The following is a 23,464-nucleotide window of genomic DNA, read 5'->3' as shown; positions in this document are numbered from 1 at the left end:
CACGCGGAGCTCATGCGCGACGGTGTTGCATGCTCGCGGGCAACCAATTCGCCGCCCCGGGGTGGGCGGGTGGGCCGATGCCGCATGAGAGCACCGGACCTGCCAAGACCTGGCAGAAGCGGGGGCAATCGCAACTCGCTTCGGCCACCCTGGCAAGCTCTCGACGCGTAGTCCAACTGGCGCGGTCCCGAGTGAATTCCCGGTGCCTATTGCGCATTGGACCTTGGTCAACTAGCATTGTCAGACAATCTGCAATCGAAAGTTGGTTCTGGTGGTCAAATCAGTCGCGGGCAATCTGCAACCGCAAGCTGGGCTCGAGCCTGTGGCTACGATGTCTCGTCGTGATGCAGCGGTGACAGAAATTCGCCGGGCCATTGTCTTGGGAAGGGTCAAGCCCGGAGAAAAGCTGACTGAAGTGCAGATGTCCGAATGGCTGAATGTCAGCCGACCGACGGTGCGCGAGGCGCTTAATAAGGTGGTCCAAGAAGGGCTGGTCATCCAGGAGCCCTACCGAGGGCTGCGGGTGGCATCCATGGACGATTCCATGCTGATTGATCTGGCCAGGACGCGCATGGCGCTGGATACCTTGGCGATCGACGGGATCCTTGCTGACGAGAGTGGGCAACGCTGGAACAAGGTCGAGGAGGGGTGGCGGCAGTACAAGAAGCACGCTTTCGACCCTGATCCGTTTGTCCAGCACATGGGCCACCTGGCCTTCCATGAATCCATCTGGGCAGGATCCGATAATGCCATGCTGCTCAAGCTCTGGCCCGTGACCAGGGCGCACATGACGATCGCACTCGCGCAGGACCAGGCGATTCGCCAGGATCCAGAGCGCGCCTATCATGTGCACGAAGTGCTGATGGGCGTGCTGCGCTCGGGAGATCGCGAAGCCATACGCGAGGCTCTGGAGGAGCACACCATGCACAGCGTCAAGGAACTGCTGGAACTTTTAACCGACAAGGAGAAAACGTAAGTGCGCATATTAGTTGTTGGAGCTACCGGGCATATTGGCCGCGTCGTCGCTCGTGAGCTGGCGCAACGCCATGAGGTGCTCCAGGTTTCCCGGAGCTCGCAAATCAGTGTGGATCTGACTGATCCAGAGTCCATCGCCGGCATGTATGCCCGAATTGGGACCGTGGACGCAGTGATTTCCTGCACCGGAAAGGCCCCGTTCAAGCCTCTGGACCAGCTGAGCCGTGATGACTTCCTCGGCGGCTTCGCGGACAAGGCGCTGGGCCAGATCGAGTTGGTGCGCCAGGGGCTGGAACACCTGTCCGAAGGTGGATCGTTTACCGTCACCTCTGGAATCTTGGCCAGGGAACCAATACGAACCGGAGTCGCGTCGTCGGCGGCCAATGGAGCGCTGGAATCATTTGTCATGGCGGCCTCGGCTGAGCTGCCACGTGGGCTTCGCATCAACGCGGTGAGCCCCAGTGTGCTGCAAAGCGCCCCGGGCTATCACAGCGCCTTCCCCGGTTTTGAGCAGGTGACCGACGAGCAGGTTGGCCGCGCCTACGTGCGCTCGGTCGAGGGCGTTGAAACGGGGAAGATTTTCACCGTCGGCTGATGCCGCACCTGAGCGGAAAGGGCCACGGTTTACCGTGGCCCTTTTTTGCGCCCGGAAACAATCCGCTCGATGCATGGGTGCCGGGTGCGTGCGCTGCACGGGAGGCTATGCAGCCCGTCCCGGGACCGGACCGGGAGAATTTTCGACTTTCTTTGCGAGGGGCTAGACGTGGCCCAGATCACGAGCTATGCTCGATAGCAACGTCAGATTGTTTGACAATCATTCAATCTGAATGGAAGTGATTTGATTGCCATTGAATGGTCTGGAGTCTGCAAAGATGCAGACGCAATAGCTAGGGATGCAGCTCGTTCGGAATCTTCTGAAGGGTTTTCTGCGTGCCACTGATTTGCCAGGGAAACATCATGACTAAGACAAGCAAAGTCGTACTATCCATCGTGCTGGTGGTCGTCGTCGGCCTGATCGGCGGCTACTTCGGTGCCGGCCTGCGTGGGGGCGGGGGGAGCGTGAGCGGTGCTGCTGCTACCGCCGAAGGCGCCTGGCTGCAGAAGATCCGCGAACGCGGCGAACTGCGCGTGGGCATCGCCTCGGCACCGCCGATGACCGCGGAGCAGCCTGATGGCACCATGGGCGGACCGAACGTGGCGCCGCTGCAGAAGCTCGCCAAGGAAATGGGCGTGAAGTATGTGCCGGTGGCCGCCGAATGGAGCAAGATGGTCGCCGGCCTGCAGGCCGATCGCTTCGATGTGGCCGCCTACCTCGACTCGACGTCCGAGCGGTCCCTGGCTATCCAATTCACCGTCCCGGTCTACCGCTACGAAGGCGCCTGGCTGGTCCGGGAAGATTCGGGCCTGAAAACCACCGACGACATTGTCAAGGCGGGGAAGGTCGCCATGGCCACGGGAACTTCCTATGAACGGGCCGTTACCGCCTTGAAGGTCGAGGTCGTCGGGTCGGAGAGCATTCCGCAGGCGGTCACCGCGATGAAGGCCGGCCGTGCCAACGCGGTCTTCGCAGACCTTCCGACGCTTGCCAACGCGGCCCAGCAGGACAAGTCGCTGAAGATCGTGATGCCGAAGCCGGAGCTGTTCGTCCAGGACTCGAACTACGGGGTCAACGAGAACATCGACGCCCGCTCGCTGCAGGTGCTGAACATTGCCATCCAATCAGCGCAAAACGACGGCACGCTGCGCACTGCCTTCGACCAGGCCGGAGTGATTTCCCCGGAAACCCTCGGCGATCTGGAAATGAAGTAGTCCGGCAACGGGGCTAGGAGAAAGTCATGGACTACAACTTTGACTGGAATGTGGTGACATCCAACTTCCCGCGCTTGCTGGAAGGCCTGGGGCTCACCGTGCAGATCACCGTGATCGTGATCTTGCTGTCGATGATCTTGGCGGTGCCGCTGGCACTGATGCGCATGTCGAACATCGAGGTCGTGCGCTGGGTGGCCCAGCTGTACATCGAGATCTTCCGTTGCACCCCGCTGCTGGTGCAGCTGTTCTGGATGTACTACGCTCTGCCGACGCTGACCGGGATCACCATCCCCGGCATGGTCTCCGCGGTCATCGCACTGACCGCCAATCTCACAGCCTTCATGGCCGAGGCCTACCGCTCCGGGTTCCAGGCGGTCCCCGAGGAGCAGGTGGAGGCAGGGAAGATGCTGCGGCTGAGCCGCATGCAGCAGATCCGCTACATCATCATCCCGCAGGCACTTCGCCAGCAACTGCCGGTGATCATGTCGCTGAACATCTCGATCTTCAAGGACACCGCGCTGGTCTCCACGATCGCGGTCGCCGACCTGATGTTCACCGCGAACAAGATCGCTTCCGAATCGTACCGGGCCCTGGAGATCCTCTCCACCGCGGCGTTGATGTACTTCGTCATCGCTTTCCCGGCTTCGCTGATCCTGAGCAAGATCGAACGCAACATGCTTGAAGGAAACAAGAAGGGCAGCACCAAGAAGACCTTGCTGCGGCCGAAACTGGCGGTTGCCGGAAAGATGGGGGCCTCATCATGAGCGAAACGAGCCTGTCACATACGATCTCCGCCGGCATCGGCGAGGTCCTGGTCTCGGCACGCGGGCTGGAAAAGAGCTTCGGGCCGATCCAGGTCATGCGCAACGTCGATTTCGACATGCATGCCGGAGACATCACCGTGATCATCGGCAAGTCCGGATCCGGAAAGTCGACCCTGCTGCGGGCCCTGGCCGGATTGACCGACCCGGATCAGGGAAGCATTGAATTCGACGGGCAGAGCGTCTTCGAGAACGGCAAGCGCACCGCCGCCTGGAACAAGGTCAACTCCCATGTGGGCATGATCTTCCAGAGCTACACCCTGTGGCCGCACATGGACGTTTTGAACAACCTGGTTCTCGCCCCGCGCAAGAAGCTCGGGCTCTCCGCCGCCGAAGCCAAGGACCGCGCCGAAAAGGCCCTGGCCGAGGTGGGCATGGCCCGGCACCTGCGCTCCAAGCCGATCCAGCTCTCCGGCGGCGAGCGGCAGCGCGTGGCCATCGCCAGGGCGCTGATGATGCAGCCGAAGATGCTGCTCTGCGACGAGATCACCAGTGCCCTGGATCCACCGGTCGCGGCCGAGGTGCTCGACGTGCTGCGCCGGCTGAAGGAAGAAGAAGGCATCGCCATCGCCCTGGTCACCCACGACATGGCATTCGCTTCGAAGGCGGCGGACCGGCTGGTCTTCTTCCACGAGGGCGAGATCGCGGTGAACACCACCCCGGACGAGGCGTTCAACCGCACCGAGAACGAGGAATTGAAGAAATTCGTTGACGCGGTCCGCTTCTAGGCGGAACGCGGCAAGCAAGGCATCCACGGAAGGACATCACCACAGTGCACACCCTAGTCATCGGCGGCGGGATCATCGGCCTGACCCAGGCCTACCATCTTGCCCGTGAAGGCGAACAGGTCACCCTGGTTGACGCCCGGGCCACCGGCCTGGGCGCCAGCGAAGTCAACGCCGGCTGGGTCGTTCCGGCCGAGGCCGCTCCAGTCCCCGGACCCGGAGTGGTGCTGCAATCCATGAAGTGGATGCTGCGCCCGGATTCCCCGCTCTACATCCGCCCCTCCCTGGAGCCGGCCTTCGTCAAGTTCATGCTGGGCATGTGGGGCAAGTCCAACCGCAGCGCGCAACGTGCCGGGTTTGACGGGCACCTGCGCCTGGCCCAGGACACCGTGGAGATCTTCGACGAGTACCAGGCCGACGGCATCAACTTCGAGATGCACTCCGAAGGCCTGCTGATGGCCTTCACCCAGCAGGAAATCCTGGAACACCACCTGGGCAACCTGGACTTGCCACGCTCCTATGGCCTGGATCCGCAGGTACTGCTCGGCGATGACGTGCGCAACCATGAACCTCTGCTGGCCGATGTCATCCGCGGCGGCATCTACTACCCGAAGGAACGCCACTTGGATCCCGGAGCCTTGTGCAGGTCGCTGCACGCCAAGCTCGTGGACCTCGGGGTGGACATCGTGGAGAACGCCCCGCTGCAGTCCGTGCAGCACAGCTCGGGCAAGATCAACTCGGTAACCGCCGGGGGACGCAGGATTAGCGCGGACAACTACGTGCTGGCCGCCGGAGCCTGGACCGGGGAACTGTCCAAGCTCTTCGGGCTGCACCTGCCGGTGCGCCCGGGCAAGGGCTATTCGGTGGAGGTGGACCCGCTGCCACTGCGTGGTGCGACCAACCTCTGGGATGCCAAGGTGGCCATCACGCCCTTCGAATCGAGGCTGCGCATTGCCGGAACCATGGAATTCGGCGGACTGGACGAGGACATCAACCAGGTCCGGGTGGACGCCATCCTGCGCGCCCCGGCCAAGTACCTGCGCGGCTTCACCGTTCCGGAGCACAAGGTGGAAGCCAAGGCGGGCATGCGCCCGATGACCCCGGACGGCTTGCCGATCATGGGCCAGCTGCCCCGCTTCCAGAACGGCTATGTCTCCAGCGGGCACGGCATGCTCGGTGTCACCCTGGCGCCGGCCAGCGCCGAGGCGCTGACCCAGCTGATCCGCACCGGGCACCGCCAGCCGAAACTGAACATCTTCGACCCGGCGCGTTTCGCGCGCTCCCACTGACAGCCAAGAACACTACTGAAGAAAAGGAACACATCGACATGTCGAACCGTGCCAAGAAAGAACTCAAGGGCATCCTGGCCGCCGTCACGACCCCGTTCACCGCTGATGGCAGCGCCGTGGACGAAGCGAACCTGCGCGGCCAAGTCGAGCGCCTGATCGCCGGGGGCATCCACGGCATCGTGCCTACCGGCACCTCCGGAGAATTCCTCTCGCTCAGCGACGAGGAATACCGCCGGGTCATCGAGCTCTACGTGGAAGCGGCCGCCGGGCGTATCCCGGTGATTGCCGGCGTTGGCGCCATGACCAATGCGAAGGCCATTGAGCTGGCACAGCATGCCGAGCGCGTGGGCGCCGATGCCATCATGCTGGTTCCGCCGTTCTACGACCCGATGACCTTCGAGAACCTCAAGGCCTTCCTGAAGGCCGTTGCCGAATCCATTGAGCTGCCGATCGTCTACTACAACGTTCCCGGTGCCACCGGTATTGCCCTGTCTGCTGAGGAAATTGCCGAACTCGGCGAGATCGAGGGCCTGGACTACCTGAAGAACACCAGCGACGACGCCGTGGGCTTGACCGAGTTGCTGGTCAAGCACACGGACAAGATCAAGGCCTTCAACGGCTGGGACACCCTGACCTTCCTGGGGGTCAGCCTCGGTGCCGAAGCCTCGGTCTGGGGCGCTGCCGGCGTGGTGCCAGAACTGGCCGCCCGCTTCTGGGACACCCTGGCCGTGCGCAAGGACCTCGCAGCGGCCCGCGAACAGTGGAAGAGCCTCTGGGAGATCTCCGACTTCCTCGAGTCGGTGCCCTACCCGGCAGGGCTGAAGGCTGGGCTGGAACTGATCGGCCACCCGGCCGGGCCGGTGCGCGCCCCGCTGCAGGAACTCTCGGCCGCCGACAAGGCACGGTTCGAGGCCATCCTTGCCAAGGCCGGCGTCCTGCCTGTATCTGCTTAATCATGGAATATATCGACACTATCGAGGTGCACGCCGAGGGTGAACCCGGCCGCATCATCCTCAACGCCGCGGACCTGGTCAAGGGCGAGACCATGGCCGAAAGGCTGGCCTACTGCAAGGAGCACCTTGACTGGCTGCGCAAGCTGGTGCTCCACGAGCCGCGCGGCTACCCGGCGCTGTGCGCGGTGCTGCTGCTGCCGCCGGTGAACGAGGGCAGCGACTTCGGCATCATCGTTTTGGAGCAGGGCGGGTTCACCCCGATGTCGGGCTCCAACACGATCTGCGCGGTTACCGCGGCGATCGAGGGCGGCCTGGTCGAGGCCCGGGGCGCGCAAACCACGGTAGTGGTCGATACGGCCGTCGGGGTCATCACCGCGCTGGCTGCGGTGCGCCCCGACGGCAAGGTCGAATCGGTCACGGTACTCAACGTCCCATCCTTCGCCGTGCAGATCGACGCGCCGCTGCTGCTGCCGGAGTCCGGCCAGGTGCTGGTGGACGTGGTCTTCGGCGGGCAGTTCTTCGCCCAGCTGGATGTGGCCCAGCTGGGCCTGGGGCTCGACCCGGACCGGGGCAAGGAGCTGGCCCGGCTCGGTGCCATGGTGAAAATGGCCGCCGCGCAGCAGCTGCGCGTAGAGCACCCGCTGTTCCCGCAAATCAACGAGGTGGCCCTGGTGATGCTGCACTCTGGTGCCCCGGCACCGGGCAAGCGCAACCAGAACACCGTGGTGCTCTCCAATGGCGTGCTCGATCCGCAGGACTCCGCCAGCTGGGTGGGCGTGCTGGACCGGTCCCCGTGCGGCACCGGCACCAGCGCCCGCATGGCGGCGCTGCACGCCCGCGGCCAGCTGGCCCTGGGCGAGGACTTCGAGCATTACAGCATCATCGGCTCGAAATTCACCGGACGGCTTGTCGGGACCGAAGAGGTGGCCGGCCGCCAGGCGGTGCGCCCCACCATCACCGGCCGCGGCTGGATCACCGGCCGCGCGCAGTGGAGCGTGCACCCCGAGGACCTCTTCCCGCAGGGCTACACGCTCTCGGATATCTGGGCCCCGCAGGGCAACGCCAACTCCGCTGGGAACCCCCGGCTTCAGAATCAAATGCACCAGTAGAAGCACAAGAAAATGAGGAACAGACCATGAGCGAAACCACGCTCAGCGCCCTGGTTCAGGGCCAGTTCATCAATGGACGCGTGACTGAAGGCAGCAGCGGCCAGTACACATCCGTGACGAATCCGGCCACCGGTGCCGAAATCGCCAGCATCCAGCTGGCCGGCACCGCAGACGTGGATGCGGCAGTGGCCGCGGCCAAAGCCGCCTTCGGCCCGTGGTCCACCACGATCCCTGCCGAGCGCTCCGCGGTTCTCGCCAAGTTCGCCCGGCTTATGGAAGAACGGGCCGAAGACTTCGCGCAGCTCGAATCGGCACAGGCTGGCAAGCCAATACGCCTGGCCAGGGAATTCGATGTGCCCGGCACCATCGACAACATCGATTTCTTCTCGGGCGCAGCTCGCAACTTGGAAGGCAAAGCCACCGGGGAGTACTCGGCCGATCACACCTCGTCGATCCGCCGCGAGGCGATCGGCGTCATCGGCTCCATCTCGCCGTGGAACTATCCGCTGCAGATGGCGGCATGGAAAGTCTTGCCGGCCATCGCGGCGGGAAACACGATTGTCCTGAAGCCGGCGGAGATCACTCCACTGACGACGACCTTGTTTGCCCAAATCGCCGCGCAAGCCGGTCTTCCCGATGGCGTGCTTAACGTGGTCGTGGGCAAGGGATCGATCGTGGGAGACTACCTGCTGCGCCACCCGGATGTGGATATGCTGTCCTTCACCGGATCCACCCCGGTGGGGCGCACCGTGCTGGATGCGGCGGCTACCACCGCCAAGCGCGTGCATCTGGAACTGGGGGGCAAGGCTCCTTTCGTCGTCTTCGAGGATGCCGATCTGGAAGCGGCAATCCACGGTGCGGTAGCCGGTTCGCTCATCAATTCCGGCCAGGACTGCACCGCGGCCACGCGTGCCATTGTGCACCGCAGCCTGTACGAGGAATTCATCGACGGGGTCTCCAAGCTGTACGCGCAGGTGAAGATCGGGGATACCACCGATCCAGCCACCGATATGGGTCCACTGGTTTCCATGGCGCACCGTGAGAAGGTGGCGGAGATGGTCGAGCGCGCCCGCGGCTACGCCCGAGTCATCGGCGGCGGCATCCCGGAAGGAGAGCAATTCGCCAACGGCAGCTACTACCTGCCCACCTTGGTGGCCGACGCGACCCCGGACTCGGAGATCTTCCGCGAGGAGGTCTTCGGCCCGGTCCTGGCCGTCACTCCATTTGACACGGATGAGGAGGCCATCGAGCTGGCCAACGACACCCCCTACGGGCTGGCCGCCAGTGCCTGGACCACCAACGTGTACCGGGCCAACCGGGCCACCCGGGAAATCCGATCGGGCTGTGTCTGGGTCAACGACCACATTCCGATCATCTCCGAAATGCCGCACGGGGGAATGAAGCAGTCCGGCTTCGGCAAGGACATGTCCACCTACTCGCTGGACGAGTACACGGTGATCAAGCACGTGATGTTCGACTTGACTGGCGACGCCAGGAAGGAATGGCACCGCACCATCTTCAGCGTCGACTAGACGCTGACGAATACTGGCTGGGCGCACCGGCACCTCATCACCGGTGCGCGCAGCCGTGTGTTTCCCTGCAACAACCCACCACACCGTCGCCCCTGGAGGACGTGAAGTGAACATTGATGCTTTCCTTGAAGAGAAATTCGGCTCATTCGCAGAATCGTTCTCTGCCATCATCTTTTTCGAGATCCCGCTCTTTGGCACACATATCCCGGTGATTGTCACGTGGATCGTGGTGTGCGGGCTGTTTTTCACCGTGAAGCTGCGGGCCTTGAACCTGAGGGGCATGAAACACGCGTGCGATTTGGTACGCGGAAAGTTCCCGCAGCCCAACGCGCCAGGGGAAGCCACGCATTTCCAGGCATTGGCCACCGCCGTCTCCAGCACAGTCGGATTGGGTACCATCGCAGGAGTGGCCATAGCCATCACCGTTGGGGGGCCGGGCGCTGTGTTCTGGATGTTCATTGCCGGATTCTTCGCAATGAGCACCAAAATGGCTGAATGCCTGCTCGGGGTGGCGTTCCGCCGGATCAGCGACGGGAAGATATCCGGTGGGCCGATGTACTACTTGAAGAGCGGCTTGGCCCATATGGGCCATCGTAAGCTCGGCGCGTTCCTGGCCGCCGGCTGGGCCGCGTGCATGATGATCGCAGCCATGGGCACCAATGCGTTCCAATCCAATCAAGCGACAGCGCAGCTGGTTTCGATCGCTGCGGGGAGCGCCGCCGGGGATTTCCTCGCGTCAAATAAATGGGTGATCGGAGTGGTGTTGGCCGTCTTTGCCGGAGCCGTGATCATCGGCGGTGTGCGCTCGATTGCCAAGGCCGCAGGGGTTCTGGTGCCCTTGATGACCGTCTTCTACTTCATGGCCTGCGCAGTGGTGCTGCTGGTGAACATCACCGAGTTGCCTGGCGCGCTGATGCTGATCCTCTCCGAAGCCTTCAAGATGGATAGTGCAACCGGCGGGGCGATCGGCGCATTGATCATCGGTTTCCAGCGTGCCACCTACGCCAACTCGGCCGGCGTGGGAGATGCTCCCATCGCGCATTCGATCGTGAAGACCAACCGCCCTGCCACCGAGGGCCTGGTTGCCGGTCTGGAACCTTTCGCGGATACGGTGATCCTGTGTTCGATAACAGCGCTGACCATCGTGGTCACCGGGGCTTGGAACGACCCGGCTAACGTCGGCGCTGACGGAGTGGTGATCACTTCCAACGCTTTTGCCTCGGCAGTGTCCTGGTTCCCCTACGTCCTCACTGTGGCGGTCGTGCTCTTCGCCTTTACCACCATCATGTCGAATTCCTACTACGGCATGAAGGCCTTCTGCTACTTTTTCAAGGACAACCCGATAGCTGAAACCGTCTACAAGTGCTTCTTCCTGTGCTTCACCGTGATCGGAGCCGCGGTCTCGCTGGACCCGGTGATCTCCTTCGCCGACTCGATGTTCTTCCTCATGGCGGTCTTCAATGTTATTGGCTTGTACTTGATGTCGGGGCTGATCAAGCGTGAATTCATCGACTATTGGCAGCTCTATACCAGCGGGAAACTCGACTTGGAATCCATGACAGCGCCGAAAGATATCACCGAGATGCTCGACGCCCGCTACGAAGTACCCCTCGAGATCGTGTCCCGCAAATAAACAACATCCAAAGAGCTATCATTTCCACTGCCCTACATGAGAAAGGCATGAAACATAATCATGATCCTGGAAAATATTGAGACCTACGGCGCTCGCCGTTTCGAGGGAAAGACCGCCCTGGTCACCGGTGGTGCCGGTGGCATCGGCGCGGCCATCTGCGCCAGGCTGGCTGTCGAAGGCGCTACAGTAGTCATCGCTGACACGAATCGCGAAGCAGCCGAGACGCTGCAGAACGAGCTGCGTGCTGCCGGTTACCAGGCGGCCACCGCGGTCTTCAACCTCACTGATGCCGAGGCCTGCGCCAGCGCGATCGAGGAAGTCGTCGCAGAGCATAGCCAAATCGACGTGCTGGTGAACAATGCCGGGATCAACCGGCGCGGACCACTGCTTGAACTCAGTGACGAGGACTGGGATTTGTCCTTCGCAGTGAACCTGGACTCCCTGTACCGGCTCTCCAAGCTCGTGGTGCCGCTGATGCAGGCCCAGGGTGGTGGATCCATCGTGAATACCGCCAGCCAATGGGGTATCAGCCCGGCTCCGGGTCACATCGCCTACAACGTGACAAAGGCAGCCGTTGTCTCCTTTACCAAAAATCTTGCCCGCGACTATGCTCCGGACAAGATTCGAGTCAATGCCATCGCCCCGGGCGAGGTGCTGACCCCTATGGTCGAGGCGAATCTGGCGCGCACGGGACGCTCTGTGGAGGACCTGGATTCGCTGGTGCCCTTTGGGCGGGTGGGACGCCCGCACGAGATTGCCGCGCTGGTGGCTTTCCTGGCCAGCGACGAGGCACCGTACCTGTGCGGCAGCGTCGTTGAAATCACCGGCGCCCAGGCGGTGGCCTAAATGGCGGGGCTGCTGGAAGGCAAGGGCCTTGTTATCACCGGTGCCTCGCGCGGCATCGGCCTGGAGATGGTGCGCGCCGCGCATCGAGAAGGTGCGCGCATCGTGGCGCACGCCGGGCGAAGCGCCGCCACGGCCGCCAGCGTGAGCGAAGAATTCGGCGGCAGGGTGACCGCTCTGGCCGCGGACCTGACGGATGCCTCCGCACGTCGCGCGTTCTTCGCTGCCAGCGTGGCCGAATTGGGGCAGGTGGATGTGCTGATCAACAACGCCGGAGCCTGGCTGGATTCGCCGGTGGATGATCCGAAAGCCTGGGCTGAAGGCTGGGCGAAGAATCTGGAGCTGAATCTGCAGGCGCCAGCGGACCTGTGCCGGGAGGCCATCGAGCATTTCCGCGGGCAGGGTGGCGGTGCGATCATCAACGTGACCAGCCGGTCTGCGCACCGGGGCGATGACGCCGAGCATCTGGCCTATGGGGCCGCCAAGGGCGGATTGCAGTCGCTGACCAAGGGCATTGCCCGCGGCTATGCCAAGGAGGGGATCCTCGCCTACGCCATTTCCCCGGGGTGGGTGGCCACCGAGCTCTCCAGCCACCTGGCCGCCGACGACCCGTCGATCACGGCCCTTCCGCTGGGAGAAATGACCCCGGCCAGTGATGTCGCCGAGCTGGCGGTCTTCCTGGCCAGTGGCCGGTCGCGGCACCTGACGGGGGCTACGGTGGACATCACCGGCGCCGACTACGTGCGCTGAGCGGTGATCGCTGTCCTGCGGGAAAGCGCGGACAGGACCTTGGACCAAGAGCAAGAGGAGCAAGCATGAGTGATGACACCAGGCCGGCGGGCGAAACAGCCTTCGGATCGCACCAGCTGCACGGCTTCATTGAACGCTGCATGCAGGCGGTTGGCGCCAGCGCCGAGGACAGCGCCTACATGGCCCGCCACCTGATTGCCTCGGAACTGGCCGGGCATCCTTCGCATGGGTTGCGGAGGCTGCCCGAATATGTGGACCGCTCGGTCGAGGGGATCACCAATGCGGCGGCCCGGAGCACGATTGAGAAGGATCGCGGGGCCCTGGTGACCATGAATGGCCAGCGCGCCCATGGGCACTTTGCCTTGCGCGACGCGACGCAGCTCGCGGTGGAGCGGGCGAAGGAGCATGGTATCAGCGCGGTGACGGTGCGCAATAGCGATTTCGCCGGACGCTTTGCCCCGTTCTGCGAGGATGCCGCCGAGCAAGGTGTCATCACCTTGGTCTTCGGGAACAACAATGGCTCGCTGCAGTCGGTGCTCCCGCCGGGCGGAACCCAGCCACGGCTGTCGACCAACCCCATAGCCGCCGGTGTGCCCCGGGCCAAGGCCCCGCATCTGGTGCTGGACTTCGCTACCAGCGAGGTGGCATCGGGCAGGCTGCATTTCGAAAAGGACAGCACCGGCAGCGCACCGGACACCTGGACAGGTCCCGGCGGGTACCTGAAGGCGTTCGGCGGATTCAAGGGCTTCGGGCTGGGCCTGCTGGTCGAAGCCCTGGGTGGTGCGCTCACTGGATCAGACACGGTATCAGCCCGGCAGAGCGAAGAAGCCCAGGGGACGCTGATCATCGCCTTGGACGTCGCGCAGCTGCGCGACCTGGAGGACTACACGGCCCAGGTCGAGGAATTCATTGCCCACGTCAAGAGCTCCGAGCTGGAACCCGGGGCCCGTGCGATCCGTGCGCCGGGAGAGAACGCTCCGTCGCCCGAGGCAATGGCCGAAGACACGGTAATCCGGCTCAATGCAGTCACCACCGGGCAGTTGCATCGCATTGCCCGGCAGCTGGGCATCGAGCCGCCGGCCAGCAGATAGCGGCAGGTGGCCCAAAGCTGCTAGCGGGCTGGTCCAGTGGTCTCGAATGGCGAGTTCGTGCGGGAAAGCACCATGGTCAAAAGTGCTCCGAGGAGTGCGAACGCCACGGTCAGGGTCCAGGTGGATTTCCATCCTCCGCTGAACGTGGCCAATAAGGCCAGCAGCATCGGGCCGGCGAAATTGCCGATGTTGAAGATCTGCTGGCTCAAGCCCATGGACGCTGGCCCCGAACCTCCGGCAGGGGCCAGATCCACGATGACCCGGGTCATCGTGGTGGGAATGCTCGCGCCGGCAAGCGAGAACAAGCCCACGCAAAGCATCTGGACCCACACCAGCTGCACTGGGTAATCCACAACGAAGGTCAGCATCGACGTCAGGGACATCAACGCGAAACCGGCCAGGAGCAGGGTTCGCCCGTTGATCCCGTGGTGCAGCAGGCCTCCGCAGACAATGGCGCCGACGGCGTTCAGGCCCCCTACCACGGCAGAAGCCAAACCGCCGGCCACCGGCGTGAGGCCGAAATCCTCATAGATTGTGGGCAGGAACCCCACTACTGCCATCCATTGCACCGTATAGCAGCCGAAGATGAGTCCTGAGATCCACACGCGGGAGGAACGGGCGGTGATGGCGATGCGCTGGACGGCCTCGCGCAGGGCCGCCGGTCCCGACGGGCGGTCCGCGGCGACGAACTTCAGGATCAGTGGAATGGGCAGCAAAGTGATGGCCGCGAGGACGGCCCACCACAGGTGCCACGGCATATGCTGCAGGGCCAGTGCGGTGCAGAAGACCCCGAGGAAAGTGGCCATGCCCATGTAGGCGGCCCACCAGCCCACGGCCATGTTCAAGTTCTTGGCGGGCGCATGCAGCCGGACCAGTCCCGGTCCCATGACGGTGGCCATGATGACGCCGGCACCTTCCAGCGCGCGGGTGGCCAGCAGCCATGGGGCGCTGGGCGAGACGGCCCCCAGCGCGCTGCCGGCAACCAGCAGGAGCAGGCCGAGAATCAGCGTGCGGCGTTGCGAGATCACTTCGGCGAGCAGCGAGACCGCCAGGCCTCCGAGCATGCCGGCCACTTGCACCACTCCGAGCAATACGCCGGAGAAGATCAGCGAGAAGCCCAGCTCGTCCTGGATCACGGTCAGCGCCGGGGAGAGCTTCCAGATATGCAGCCCTGCCATAACGCCGGAGGCCACGATGATGATCCAGGCTGTGTTGGTCCGCTGCTGGGACTGCCCCATTCTCGCTTGCACTGCCGCCGTTTCCTCCTTGCTCAAAACGCGCCAGCAGGTGCCCGACGCTACGATCCTCTTCGGATTGTGGCACGCGGGCAGGAAAGATCCTATGCATATGTCAATGAATAAGAATGGGCGCCGTGACCTGGCTGCGTTGCCGTGAACTGTGGGGCAGGTACCAGGCGTGCTGCTATCAGCTAAGGATCACGGTCAGCAAGTGCACGTTGCTCCGGTGGCTGGTCCGCGAGCCACCACGTCTGGCTTCACCTGCCCGATTCAGCTGGCAAGGCGATGCGCAAGCGGGCTTGAGGGTAATTCACGAATTTACCCGCTGAGCTTCCCTGGCATTCACCGCCGCAAGCTCCGCGCGGTTGGAATTGGAGAATTCCATTGCCTGGTCCAGAGTTGCGCGGTCGCCGCTATGCGCGGCTGAGCGCGCCATCGCCAGTGCGGAATCGCGAAGAGTGACGCGGTCGTGGCGCAGCTGGGTGATTCCCCTAGCTGAATAGGCTTTGATCACAACCTTGCCATGATCCGACAAGGTAGGCATTCCGGCCTTTTTGGTAACGGCCGCAAGTTCACAGAGCCCTGCCGGTGATGCTCAGGGCAGCCATACGGGCACTGTATGGACTTCTATCCAGTCTTGCATCACTACGTTGGCGGCCAGCGAAATCCAGTCCCGATGGATTCGAGAAGCCATCTCCACCCTTGCCCAGGGTGATGTGCGCTGAAATACCCGTGCTGCAGGCCCCGTACATGCGGAGCAAAGAGGGTCCTGTTGAAATCTTCGGAATGATTAGGGCGATCAAAAGTTCGGGCGGCTATTCCGATGTGCCGTCTTGATTAGGATGGCTGCCCGTCCTCATTAAATCCCCAGAGCTAGTGCCCGCCGAGCTTTCCTCCCAGGCGCTCGCGCATCTTCGCACTGGCCTGGTTCAGCCCTTCGATCTGGACATTTTTGCCGTACTTCCCGTATTTGCCGGTGATCGAATCCAAGGCAGCGATGGTCGAAGCGTCCCAGAGATGCGAGCTATGCATGTCGATGACAATATTTTGCGGGTCTTGAGCATAGTTGAACTGCGAGTACAGGTCATTGGAGGAGGCGAAGAACAGTTCGCCGTTGACCACGTACTTGGCGATCTTCTCTTCGAAGTGCTCCTCGATGCTGCGGGTGACCGTCACCAGATGGGCCACCCGGTTGGCGAAGAGCACCATGGCGGTGAGCACGCCGACCCCGACGCCGATAGCGAGATTGTGGGTGGCGACGGTGAATGCCACGGTAATGAGCATGACGGTGGTTTCGCTCTTGGGCATCATGCGCAGCGTGGAGGGCCGGATGCTGTGCCAATCGAAAGTGGCGATGGAAACGAAAATCATCACCGCAACCAGCGCGGCCATCGGGATCAACGCCACCACGTCGCCGAGCACGACGACCAGGATGAGCAGGAAGGTGCCGGCCAGGAAGGTGGAGATCCGGGTCCGCGCCCCGGAAGCCTTCACGTTGATCATGGTTTGCCCGATCATCGCGCAGCCGCCCATGCCGCCGAAGAATCCGGTGATGATATTCGCCGCGCCCTGGCCCCAGGATTCCCGGGTCTTGTCCGAGTGGGTGTCGGTGACGTCATCAACCAGCTTGGCGGTCATCAGGGATTCGAGCAGGCCCACGAAGGCCATGGCCAGCGCATAGGAGAAGAGCACCTGCAGGGTTTCGAAGGTCAGCGGCACATGGGGGATGAACAAGCTTGGCAGGGACTCGGGAAGCTGGCCCTTGTCGCCCACGGTGGGCACGGCCACGGAGGCGAGGACGGTGATCCCGGTGAGCACCACAATGGCCACCAACGGGGCTGGGATTGCGGTGGTCAGTTTGGGCAAGCCGAAAACAATCAGCAATCCAAGGCCCACCAGCGGGTAGACCAGCCATGGGACGCCGAGCAGCTCGGGGACCTGGGCCAGGAAGATCAGGATGGCCAGCGCGTTGACGAAACCGACCATCACCTGCCGCGGGATGAAGCGCATCAGCTTGGCCACGCCCAGCAGTGCCAGGATCACCTGGAAGACCCCGGCCATGATGACCGCGGCGATGAAGTAGTCGGTGCCGTGGCTGGCCACCAGGGGCGCGATGACCAGCGCGATCGCGCCGGTGGCGGCCGAGATCATGGCGGGGCGGCCGCCGAAGAAGGAGATGGACACTGCCATGGTGAAGGAGGCGAACAGCCCGATGCGCGGATCCACGCCGGCAATGATGGAGAAGGCAATGGCCTCCGGAATCAGGGCCAGGGCTACTACCAGCCCGCCGAGCACCTCGGTCTTCAGCAGGCGCGGGGATTTCAGCGTGCGCAGCACGGATTGGCGTTCAAGCGGAGCCAAGGCTGACGGCTCCGAACTGGTGATTGGGCTCATTAAAGAGCTCCCTTCGATGCAGGGCGGGCGGGTAAAGACCGGGGAACGCTGGGGTTGCGTAGAATTCTTGGGGGTGCGCGTCATTGCGCCGCGGATGATTCGAAAGGCGCCAGGCTGGCATGAATCATCCCGCTTAACTCTAACCTAACGTAAGGGTAGGGTTTAAATTCAGGACTTGGAGGACGGCATGGACGAATCGGCAACGGGGCACGCAGGCGGCTCGATGCATATCGGGGACATGGTTGAGGCCACCGGGCTTTCGCACCGGACCATCCGCCACTACGACGAGGTGGGGCTGTTGCCGGCCAGCACCCGCAGCGAAGGCGGTTTCCGGATCTACCGCGATTCGGACTTGCAGCGCATGCTGGTGATTCGCTCGATGAAGCCCCTGGGATTCAGCCTCGAAGAGATGGGCGAGCTGCTTGACGCGGTGGACGCGCTCGCCGGTAACCCGCAGGACACCGCGGCGCGGGCCAAGCTCGATGACTACATCCAGCGAGCCAGCGCCAAGCGGGACAAGCTGGAATTGAACCTGCAGCGTGCGGATTCATTCATCGCTGATTTGCGCACCAAGTAGGATCGGTCGGCGGGTAGGGAAGGCTGCGGGGGAGTTGAAGGGCGTAGAAATCCAGATCACCGGCATGGCCGAAAGTCATTGGCAGGATGTCTCGCGCATTTACGGACAGGGGATCGCGACCGGGCTGGCTACCTTTGAATCCCACGTCCCGACCCGGGAGTCATTCTTTGGCGGGAAAATCCCCGCGCTGTCACTGGTCGCGGTGGATCTGGAGGGGCATGTGCTCGGCTGGGCTGCGGCCGCGCCGGTTTCAGCACGCCCTGCCTACCGCGGGGTTATCGAGCATTCAATCTATGTGGATCCGGACTCTGCCGGCCAGGGCATAGGGCGGGCGCTGATGGGAGAGCTCATTGGCAGGGCCATCGCGCAGGGCTATTGGATGCTTCAGTCGGCAATTATCACCCACAATGAGGCCAGCCGGAAACTGCACGTCAAGCTCGGGTTCAGGGAAGTGGGTTTCCGGGAACGGATAGCACAGGTCGCGTCCGGGCCGCTGGCAGGGCAGTGGATGGATACCTGTCTCTACGAGCTGCGCCTCTGAACCTGCAAGGCAAGCCTAGTTTTTGGGCAGCAGTGTGGAGCCCAGTGATTCCAGTGCTCCAGGCACGACAGAAAAATATGCCCACACACCGCGCTTTTCGCGGTGCAGGATTCCGGCATCCACCAGGATTTTCAGGTGGTGGGAGACGGTGGGCTGCTTGAGCCCCAGGGGTCCAGGCAGGTCGCAGACGCAGGTTTCAGCGTCTTGGTTCGAGGAGACGATCGAGAGGATGCGCAGGCGATTGGGGTCGCTCAAAGCCTTGAAGCGAGCGGCCAGCAGTTCGGCTTCCTTGGGCTGCAGCATGCCCTCGCCGTGCGCCGGAACGCAGCACGACGCATCGATGCTTTCGGCCGGCTGTGGAGGTTCATTCAAGTTGTGCGTGCTCATGTCCCGCGCTCTCTGGGGTGCTCCGTTAAGAGATTGACAAACGTCGATATATTTCATCATACTCAAGATATCGATGTTCGTCGATGTCTATCTTTGGAGTGATGAAGTCAGTGACAGCCGCGCCTGTGCCCGATACAGCCCCTGTGGCCCAGAAACTGTCTTTCCTGGACCGCTATCTCGCCCTCTGGATCCTGTTGGCCATGGCCGCCGGACTGGGCCTGGGACGAATCTTCCCGCAGCTCGGCGAGCTACTGGACCGCTTCACCGTCGCCGGTATTTCTGTGCCCATCGCCATCGGCCTGCTGGTGATGATGTACCCCGTGCTGGCCAAGGTCCGCTACAACGAAACCGGTCGCGTGCTGGCCGACAGGAAGCTGATGATCACTTCCTTGGTGATCAACTGGATCCTGGCCCCTGCCTTCATGTTCGTGCTGGCCTGGATCTTCCTGGCAGACCTTCCCGAATACCGCACCGGGCTGATCATTGTGGGCCTGGCCCGCTGCATCGCCATGGTGTTCATCTGGAATGACCTGGCCTGCGGCGACCGCGAGGCGGCCGCCGTGCTGGTGGCCATCAACTCGGTCTTCCAGGTCATCGCCTTCGGCGCGCTGGGCTGGTTCTACCTGCAGGTCCTGCCATCCTGGCTGGGCCTGGAAACCACCAGCGCGCAATTCTCCGTCGCCGCCATCACCGCTTCGGTGCTGGTCTTCCTGGGCATCCCGCTGCTGGCCGGCTTCCTGACTCGAACTTTTGGCGAAAAAGCCAGGGGACGCGAATGGTATGAAGGAAAGTTCCTGCCCAAGATCGGTCCGTGGGCACTGTGCGGGCTGCTGTTCACCATCGTGCTGCTCTTCGCCCTGCAGGGCGATAACATCATCTCCAAGCCGCTGGATGTGCTGCGCATGGCCATCCCGCTGCTCACCTACTTCGTCGTGGTCTTCGGCGCCGGCATGCTCATCGGCCGCGCACTTAATCTCGGCTACCCGCGGACCACCACGTTGGCCTTCACCGCGGCCGGCAACAATTTCGAACTGGCCATCGCCGTGGCTATCGCGACCTTCGGCGCCACCAGCGGCCAGGCCCTCGCCGGGGTAGTGGGCCCACTGATCGAGGTGCCCATCCTGGTTGCTCTGGTCTACGTGGCCCTGTGGTCACGCAAATTCTTCCCCTCCACTCAACTCGCCACCACGTCAGCCTAAGGAACAACATCATCATGACTGATAGGAACAAGCCCTCGGTGCTCTTCGTCTGCATCCACAATGCTGGCCGCTCGCAAATGGCTGCTGCCTACCTTGCGCACCTTTCCGAGGGGCGGATCGAGGTTCGGTCGGCAGGCTCCGCGCCCGCCGATTCCGTCAACCCCGCGGCCGTGCAGGCGATGGCCGAGGAAGGCATCGACATGTCGGCGGAAACTCCGAAGATCCTCACCATCGAAGCGGTCAAGGAATCCGACGTCGTGATCACCATGGGCTGCGGGGACACCTGCCCGATCTTCCCCGGCAAGCGCTACGAAGACTGGAAGCTGGATGATCCGGCAGGCCAGGGCGTTGAAGCGGTGCGCCCGATCCGCGATGAAATTCGCAGCCGGATCGAGTCCTTGATTTCTGAGTTGCTGCCAGCAAACTAGCCATTAACCTCCCATTTCCCAGCCAAGGAGCTTTCCATGAGCCAGTCCCATCCAGTGATTGTCGTCGGTGCCGGGCCTGTCGGCTTGGCCACCGCGGCGCACCTTCGCGAACGCGGGCAGGAAGTCCTGGTTCTGGAGGCGGGGGAGCACGCGGGCGCCGCCATGCAGCAGTGGGCGCACATCAAGCTCTTCTCACCCTGGCGGTACAACATCGACACCGCCTCCCGGCGCCTGCTGGAAAACCCACGCGAAGGATATGCGGGGGACTGGGAAGCGCCTCAGCTCAGCAAGCTGCCCACCGGCGGCGAGCTGGTGCGCGAGTACCTGGAACCACTGGCGGCCCATCCTGAATTGGAACCGCGCATTCGCTACGGACACCGCGTGGTGAAGGTCAGCCGTGTGCTGGAAGATGGCCGAGGCGCCGACAAGGCACGTACCGCTGGACGCAATGACGCGGCCTTCCTGGTGCGCGCGGAAACCGCTGAGGGCCAGATCGACGTCATCGGCAGGGCCGTGGTGGATGCCAGCGGCACCTGGAACCAGCCCAACCCGGTCGGCCGAGCCGGCATCGAGGCCATCGGCGAAGCCGAAGCCCGCGAACGCGGTTTCATCGTGGGCGGCTTGCCGGATCCGCTGGGCGCGGACGAACCGGAATTGGCCGGGAAGTCGCTGCTGGTGCTCGGTGCCGGGCACTCGGCGGCCAACACCATCATCGCCCTGGGCCGCTTGCAGAAGAGATACCCGGACACCACCATCCTGTGGGGACTGCGCGGGACGGCCAACACCATCCGCCTCTATGGAGGCGGAGCCGCTGATCAGCTCCCAGCACGGGGCCAGCTGGGCACCAGCTTGCGCCGACTTGTGGAGAACGGCAACGTGCAGGTGCTGGAAAATGTTGCCGTCGCCTCCGTGACATCGGGGAAGCAACTGGCGGTGACCCTAGGGGATGGCCGCGAGCTGGCCGTAGACCGCATTATCGCGGCGACCGGTTTCCGCCCGGATCTGCAGATGCTCTCCGAGCTGCGCCTGGATCTGGATGAAAGCGTGGAAGCACCGCGCCAGCTGGGGCCGCTGATTGATCCGGAATTCCATAGCTGCGGCACGGTCAGCGCCCACGGTGAAAAGCTGCTGGCGCATCCTGAGAAGGGTTTCTACATCGTAGGAATGAAAAGCTATGGCCGCGCGCCCACCTTCTTGCTGGCTACCGGCTATGAGCAAGTGCGTTCAATCGCCGCCGCGCTCTCCGGGGATGCCCACGCCGCTGACCGGGTCGAGCTGCAACTGCCGGAGACGGGTGTTTGCTCCACGGATCTGGCTGGCTCCTGCGATGCGCCGGAGCCAACGGGTTCCTCGTGCTGCACCAGTGGTCCGCAGCCGGTGGTCCTCGGGGTGCCGACCGGAACGTTGCACGGGAACACGCAGTTGGCCGGGCGGGCCATGAACACGTAGAAGCCACCGGGCCAGCGTGCCGCATTGCAGGGGCCTGCGAGCAGGCCCGGGGCGCCCCCGGATGAGTCGACACACAATTTCTGCGCTCAAGGGTCAACGCTTATCCTGTACCGTACGCAAAATGTCTGCAACAACCCCTGCAGTTTGAACTTTTCCCAAGTGAGGCAGCCATGGCAGAAACACAAGGCCCCCCATTACCGGCGCAGCCGGACCCCCAGAATCCCTCCAACCCCGGGACAGAACCCAAGAGACTTCGATCACGCCACGTTATGATGATCACCCTTGGTGGCATCATCGGCGCAAGCCTGTTTGTCGGTTCGGGCAACGTTATCCGTTCGGTGGGACCCGCCGCCATCATCTCCTACCTCATCGGAGGACTGCTGGTCTTCCTCGCCATGCGCATGCTCGGCGAGATGGCAGCCGCTCGCCCTGCGATCGGTTCCTTCATGGAATATGCCCGCGTGGGGCTCGGCAACTGGGCCGCCTACCTGGTGGGCTGGCTGTACTGGTATTTCTGGGTCGGCGTGCTCGCCTACGAGGCGGTGCTTGGCGGTGAGACCCTGAACTCCTGGTTCGCGTTCCTCCCCGCCTGGACCTGGTCGTTGATCCTGATCTTGATCTTCATCGGCACCAACGCCATCTCGGTGCGCACCTTCGGTGAAGTCGAATTCTGGCTGGCCAGCATCAAGGTCCTGGCCATCGTGGTCTTCCTCGGTGCCGGCCTGCTCTTTGCCTTGGGCCTGTGGCCTGATACCACGATGTCGGTCAGCAACCTGTGGGCGCACGGCGGCTTCGCCCCCAATGGCTTCGGCGTGGCGCTCACCGGTGTGGCACTGGTGATTTTCTCCTACTTCGGCACCGAGATCGCAGTGATGGCCGCCGCCGAGTCGGAGAATCCGGCCAAGGGAATCAAGCAGGCCACCAGCACCGTGGTCTGGCGCATCCTGCTCTTCTTCGTTGGCGCGGTATTGATCATTACCATGGTGATTCCATGGGACGAGCTGCCTGAGCCAGTGAACGTGGCAGCGGCCCCATTCACCAAGGTCTTCGAGCTGCTCGGCCTGCCCGGAGCGGCGATGATCATGCAGCTGGTGATCTTCACCGCGGTGATTTCGGTGCTCAACTCCGGACTGTATTCGGCCTCGCGCATGTTCGCCGCGCTGGCTGACCAGGGCTTCGCCCCCAAGTTCGTGGCCCGACGTTCCAAGAACGGTGTCCCGCTGTGGGCGCTGGTGGCATCCACCTCCGGTGCAGTGATCGCGACCATCGTGAACTTCGCTGCTCCTGATTCCGGAGTCTTCGACTTCATCATGAATTCTGCCGGCCTGGTGGCCTTGTTCGTCTACGTCTTCATTGCGCTGACGCAGATGCGCATGCGCCAGAAGATGACGCCCGAAGAGGTGGCGGGATTGAAGCTGAAGGTCTGGCTGCACCCGTGGCTGAACATTCTGCTGTTTGCCGCCATCGCCGGCGTGCTGGGAGTCATGCTCAGCTCGGAGAGCGGCCGGACCCAGGTGTGGACCAGCCTGCTGGCCACCGCCGTGCTCGTCGCCCTCTGGCCGCTGGTGCGCAAGAACCTGAAGAAGCGCGGCACCCAGGATGATGCTTCCGTGGCCCTGGAACGCAACGAGAGTGAGCGCGTCAGCGAGCACTAGGAGCCATCGCGCAACAAGCCATCGCCCCCAACCATTGATCATGGTTGGGGGCGATTGGCGTTGTGG

23 protein-coding genes are annotated in these 23,464 nt (G+C 63.1%); 19 read left to right on the top strand and 4 right to left on the bottom strand.

The genetic code is table 11. The features are described from left to right. The first annotated feature begins 331 nt into the window (after positions 1 to 331). The 13 genes from OF385_RS14980 to OF385_RS14920 all read left to right on the top strand — a co-directional run bounded on the left by OF385_RS14980 (position 332) and on the right by OF385_RS14920 (position 13,530). Positions 332 to 976, top strand: a complete 645-nt coding sequence (locus OF385_RS14980; protein ID WP_264276105.1) for a GntR family transcriptional regulator — start codon at positions 332 to 334, stop codon at positions 974 to 976. Next, positions 977 to 1,570 (top strand): short chain dehydrogenase, encoded by a 594-nt coding sequence (locus OF385_RS14975; RefSeq protein ID WP_264276104.1) that lies wholly within the window; start codon positions 977 to 979, stop codon positions 1,568 to 1,570. It begins immediately after the preceding gene. A gap of 362 nt (positions 1,571 to 1,932) precedes the next feature. Further along, the gene (locus OF385_RS14970; protein WP_264276103.1) at positions 1,933 to 2,784 is read left to right on the top strand and encodes a substrate-binding periplasmic protein; all 852 of its coding nucleotides are present in this window, start codon (positions 1,933 to 1,935) and stop codon (positions 2,782 to 2,784) included. A 26-nt stretch (positions 2,785 to 2,810) separates the two neighbouring features. Further along, complete coding sequence (locus tag OF385_RS14965) at positions 2,811 to 3,548, top strand: amino acid ABC transporter permease (RefSeq protein WP_264276102.1); 738 nt, start codon at positions 2,811 to 2,813, stop codon at positions 3,546 to 3,548. Next, positions 3,545 to 4,333, top strand: coding sequence for an amino acid ABC transporter ATP-binding protein (locus tag OF385_RS14960; protein WP_264276101.1), 789 nt, complete (start codon positions 3,545 to 3,547; stop codon positions 4,331 to 4,333). Before OF385_RS14965 ends, OF385_RS14960 begins: the two co-directional genes overlap by 4 nt. 44 nt (positions 4,334 to 4,377) lie before the next feature. Further along, the gene (locus OF385_RS14955) at positions 4,378 to 5,619 is read left to right on the top strand and encodes an NAD(P)/FAD-dependent oxidoreductase (protein WP_264276100.1); all 1,242 of its coding nucleotides are present in this window, start codon (positions 4,378 to 4,380) and stop codon (positions 5,617 to 5,619) included. 38 nt (positions 5,620 to 5,657) lie between these two features. After that, the gene (locus OF385_RS14950; RefSeq protein WP_264276099.1) at positions 5,658 to 6,572 is read left to right on the top strand and encodes a dihydrodipicolinate synthase family protein; all 915 of its coding nucleotides are present in this window, start codon (positions 5,658 to 5,660) and stop codon (positions 6,570 to 6,572) included. Positions 6,573 to 6,574: 2 nt separating this feature from the next. Then, a complete protein-coding gene (locus OF385_RS14945) occupies positions 6,575 to 7,681 on the top strand; it encodes a proline racemase family protein (RefSeq protein ID WP_264276098.1) in 1,107 nt (368 codons plus the stop codon). Positions 7,682 to 7,707: 26 nt separating this feature from the next. Beyond that, the gene (locus OF385_RS14940) at positions 7,708 to 9,213 is read left to right on the top strand and encodes a gamma-aminobutyraldehyde dehydrogenase (protein ID WP_264276097.1); all 1,506 of its coding nucleotides are present in this window, start codon (positions 7,708 to 7,710) and stop codon (positions 9,211 to 9,213) included. 106 nt (positions 9,214 to 9,319) lie between these two features. Further along, on the top strand, positions 9,320 to 10,846 hold the full coding sequence (locus OF385_RS14935; protein WP_264276096.1) for an alanine/glycine:cation symporter family protein: 1,527 nt from the start codon (positions 9,320 to 9,322) through the stop codon (positions 10,844 to 10,846). A gap of 60 nt (positions 10,847 to 10,906) precedes the next feature. Then, entirely contained in the window at positions 10,907 to 11,692 is a 786-nt protein-coding gene (locus tag OF385_RS14930) for an SDR family NAD(P)-dependent oxidoreductase (RefSeq protein ID WP_264276095.1), read from the top strand. Next, positions 11,693 to 12,439, top strand: coding sequence for an SDR family NAD(P)-dependent oxidoreductase (locus tag OF385_RS14925; protein ID WP_264276094.1), 747 nt, complete (start codon positions 11,693 to 11,695; stop codon positions 12,437 to 12,439). Positions 12,440 to 12,504: 65 nt separating this feature from the next. Continuing rightward, positions 12,505 to 13,530, top strand: a complete 1,026-nt coding sequence (locus tag OF385_RS14920) for an Ldh family oxidoreductase (protein WP_264276093.1) — start codon at positions 12,505 to 12,507, stop codon at positions 13,528 to 13,530. A 20-nt stretch (positions 13,531 to 13,550) separates the two neighbouring features. On the opposite strand, the gene OF385_RS14915 is transcribed toward OF385_RS14920, so the two are convergent. The 3 genes from OF385_RS14915 to OF385_RS14905 all read right to left on the bottom strand — a co-directional run bounded on the left by OF385_RS14915 (position 13,551) and on the right by OF385_RS14905 (position 17,162). Beyond that, the gene (locus OF385_RS14915) at positions 13,551 to 14,780 is read right to left on the bottom strand and encodes a CynX/NimT family MFS transporter (protein ID WP_264276092.1); all 1,230 of its coding nucleotides are present in this window, start codon (positions 14,778 to 14,780) and stop codon (positions 13,551 to 13,553) included. 298 nt (positions 14,781 to 15,078) lie between these two features. Then, complete coding sequence (locus OF385_RS14910) at positions 15,079 to 15,312, bottom strand: hypothetical protein (protein ID WP_264276091.1); 234 nt, start codon at positions 15,310 to 15,312, stop codon at positions 15,079 to 15,081. Positions 15,313 to 15,641: 329 nt separating this feature from the next. Then, entirely contained in the window at positions 15,642 to 17,162 is a 1,521-nt protein-coding gene (locus OF385_RS14905) for a SulP family inorganic anion transporter (protein ID WP_264276090.1), read from the bottom strand. A 187-nt stretch (positions 17,163 to 17,349) separates the two neighbouring features. Between OF385_RS14905 and OF385_RS14900 the strand changes: the two genes are divergently transcribed. Both OF385_RS14900 and OF385_RS14895 read left to right on the top strand, forming a co-directional pair. Beyond that, positions 17,350 to 17,739, top strand: a complete 390-nt coding sequence (locus OF385_RS14900) for a MerR family transcriptional regulator (RefSeq protein WP_244652218.1) — start codon at positions 17,350 to 17,352, stop codon at positions 17,737 to 17,739. Between the two features lie 34 nt (positions 17,740 to 17,773). Beyond that, entirely contained in the window at positions 17,774 to 18,280 is a 507-nt protein-coding gene (locus OF385_RS14895; RefSeq protein WP_264276089.1) for a GNAT family N-acetyltransferase, read from the top strand. A 15-nt stretch (positions 18,281 to 18,295) separates the two neighbouring features. Here OF385_RS14895 and OF385_RS14890 read toward each other — a convergent pair whose 3' ends face one another. Continuing rightward, a complete protein-coding gene (locus OF385_RS14890; protein WP_264276088.1) occupies positions 18,296 to 18,667 on the bottom strand; it encodes an ArsR/SmtB family transcription factor in 372 nt (123 codons plus the stop codon). 101 nt (positions 18,668 to 18,768) lie between these two features. Here OF385_RS14890 and arsB point away from each other — a divergent pair, with 101 nt between their 5' ends. The 4 genes from arsB to OF385_RS14870 all read left to right on the top strand — a co-directional run bounded on the left by arsB (position 18,769) and on the right by OF385_RS14870 (position 23,398). Continuing rightward, entirely contained in the window at positions 18,769 to 19,866 is a 1,098-nt protein-coding gene (gene arsB / locus OF385_RS14885; RefSeq protein ID WP_264276087.1) for an ACR3 family arsenite efflux transporter, read from the top strand. A gap of 14 nt (positions 19,867 to 19,880) precedes the next feature. Further along, a complete protein-coding gene (locus OF385_RS14880) occupies positions 19,881 to 20,294 on the top strand; it encodes an arsenate reductase ArsC (protein WP_264276086.1) in 414 nt (137 codons plus the stop codon). 36 nt (positions 20,295 to 20,330) lie between these two features. Further along, positions 20,331 to 21,743 (top strand): FAD-dependent oxidoreductase, encoded by a 1,413-nt coding sequence (locus tag OF385_RS14875; protein ID WP_264276085.1) that lies wholly within the window; start codon positions 20,331 to 20,333, stop codon positions 21,741 to 21,743. Positions 21,744 to 22,012: 269 nt separating this feature from the next. Then, on the top strand, positions 22,013 to 23,398 hold the full coding sequence (locus OF385_RS14870) for an amino acid permease (protein WP_264276084.1): 1,386 nt from the start codon (positions 22,013 to 22,015) through the stop codon (positions 23,396 to 23,398). Positions 23,399 to 23,464: the final 66 nt, after the last annotated feature.

The organism is Glutamicibacter sp. JL.03c (assembly GCF_025854375.1).
Taxonomy (GTDB): Bacteria; Actinomycetota; Actinomycetes; order Actinomycetales; family Micrococcaceae; genus Glutamicibacter.
This window is presented reverse-complemented; position numbering and strand designations above follow the sequence as displayed.

Excerpts from the sequence above, each read along its gene's own strand:
- OF385_RS14980 (WP_264276105.1), top strand. The coding sequence starts at position 332 with ATGTCTCGTCGTGATGCAGCGGTGACAGAAATTCGCCGGGCCATTGTC.
- OF385_RS14970 (WP_264276103.1), top strand. The coding sequence starts at position 1,933 with ATGACTAAGACAAGCAAAGTCGTACTATCCATCGTGCTGGTGGTCGTC.
- OF385_RS14965 (WP_264276102.1), top strand. The coding sequence starts at position 2,811 with ATGGACTACAACTTTGACTGGAATGTGGTGACATCCAACTTCCCGCGC.
- OF385_RS14960 (WP_264276101.1), top strand. The coding sequence starts at position 3,545 with ATGAGCGAAACGAGCCTGTCACATACGATCTCCGCCGGCATCGGCGAG.
- OF385_RS14950 (WP_264276099.1), top strand. The coding sequence starts at position 5,658 with ATGTCGAACCGTGCCAAGAAAGAACTCAAGGGCATCCTGGCCGCCGTC.
- OF385_RS14945 (WP_264276098.1), top strand. The coding sequence starts at position 6,575 with ATGGAATATATCGACACTATCGAGGTGCACGCCGAGGGTGAACCCGGC.
- OF385_RS14940 (WP_264276097.1), top strand. The coding sequence starts at position 7,708 with ATGAGCGAAACCACGCTCAGCGCCCTGGTTCAGGGCCAGTTCATCAAT.
- OF385_RS14930 (WP_264276095.1), top strand. The coding sequence starts at position 10,907 with ATGATCCTGGAAAATATTGAGACCTACGGCGCTCGCCGTTTCGAGGGA.
- OF385_RS14925 (WP_264276094.1), top strand. The coding sequence starts at position 11,693 with ATGGCGGGGCTGCTGGAAGGCAAGGGCCTTGTTATCACCGGTGCCTCG.
- OF385_RS14920 (WP_264276093.1), top strand. The coding sequence starts at position 12,505 with ATGAGTGATGACACCAGGCCGGCGGGCGAAACAGCCTTCGGATCGCAC.
- OF385_RS14910 (WP_264276091.1), bottom strand. The coding sequence starts at position 15,312 with ATGCCTACCTTGTCGGATCATGGCAAGGTTGTGATCAAAGCCTATTCA.
- OF385_RS14905 (WP_264276090.1), bottom strand. The coding sequence starts at position 17,162 with ATGAGCCCAATCACCAGTTCGGAGCCGTCAGCCTTGGCTCCGCTTGAA.
- OF385_RS14900 (WP_244652218.1), top strand. The coding sequence starts at position 17,350 with ATGGACGAATCGGCAACGGGGCACGCAGGCGGCTCGATGCATATCGGG.
- OF385_RS14890 (WP_264276088.1), bottom strand. The coding sequence starts at position 18,667 with ATGAGCACGCACAACTTGAATGAACCTCCACAGCCGGCCGAAAGCATC.
- arsB (WP_264276087.1), top strand. The coding sequence starts at position 18,769 with ATGAAGTCAGTGACAGCCGCGCCTGTGCCCGATACAGCCCCTGTGGCC.
- OF385_RS14880 (WP_264276086.1), top strand. The coding sequence starts at position 19,881 with ATGACTGATAGGAACAAGCCCTCGGTGCTCTTCGTCTGCATCCACAAT.
- OF385_RS14875 (WP_264276085.1), top strand. The coding sequence starts at position 20,331 with ATGAGCCAGTCCCATCCAGTGATTGTCGTCGGTGCCGGGCCTGTCGGC.
- OF385_RS14870 (WP_264276084.1), top strand. The coding sequence starts at position 22,013 with ATGATGATCACCCTTGGTGGCATCATCGGCGCAAGCCTGTTTGTCGGT.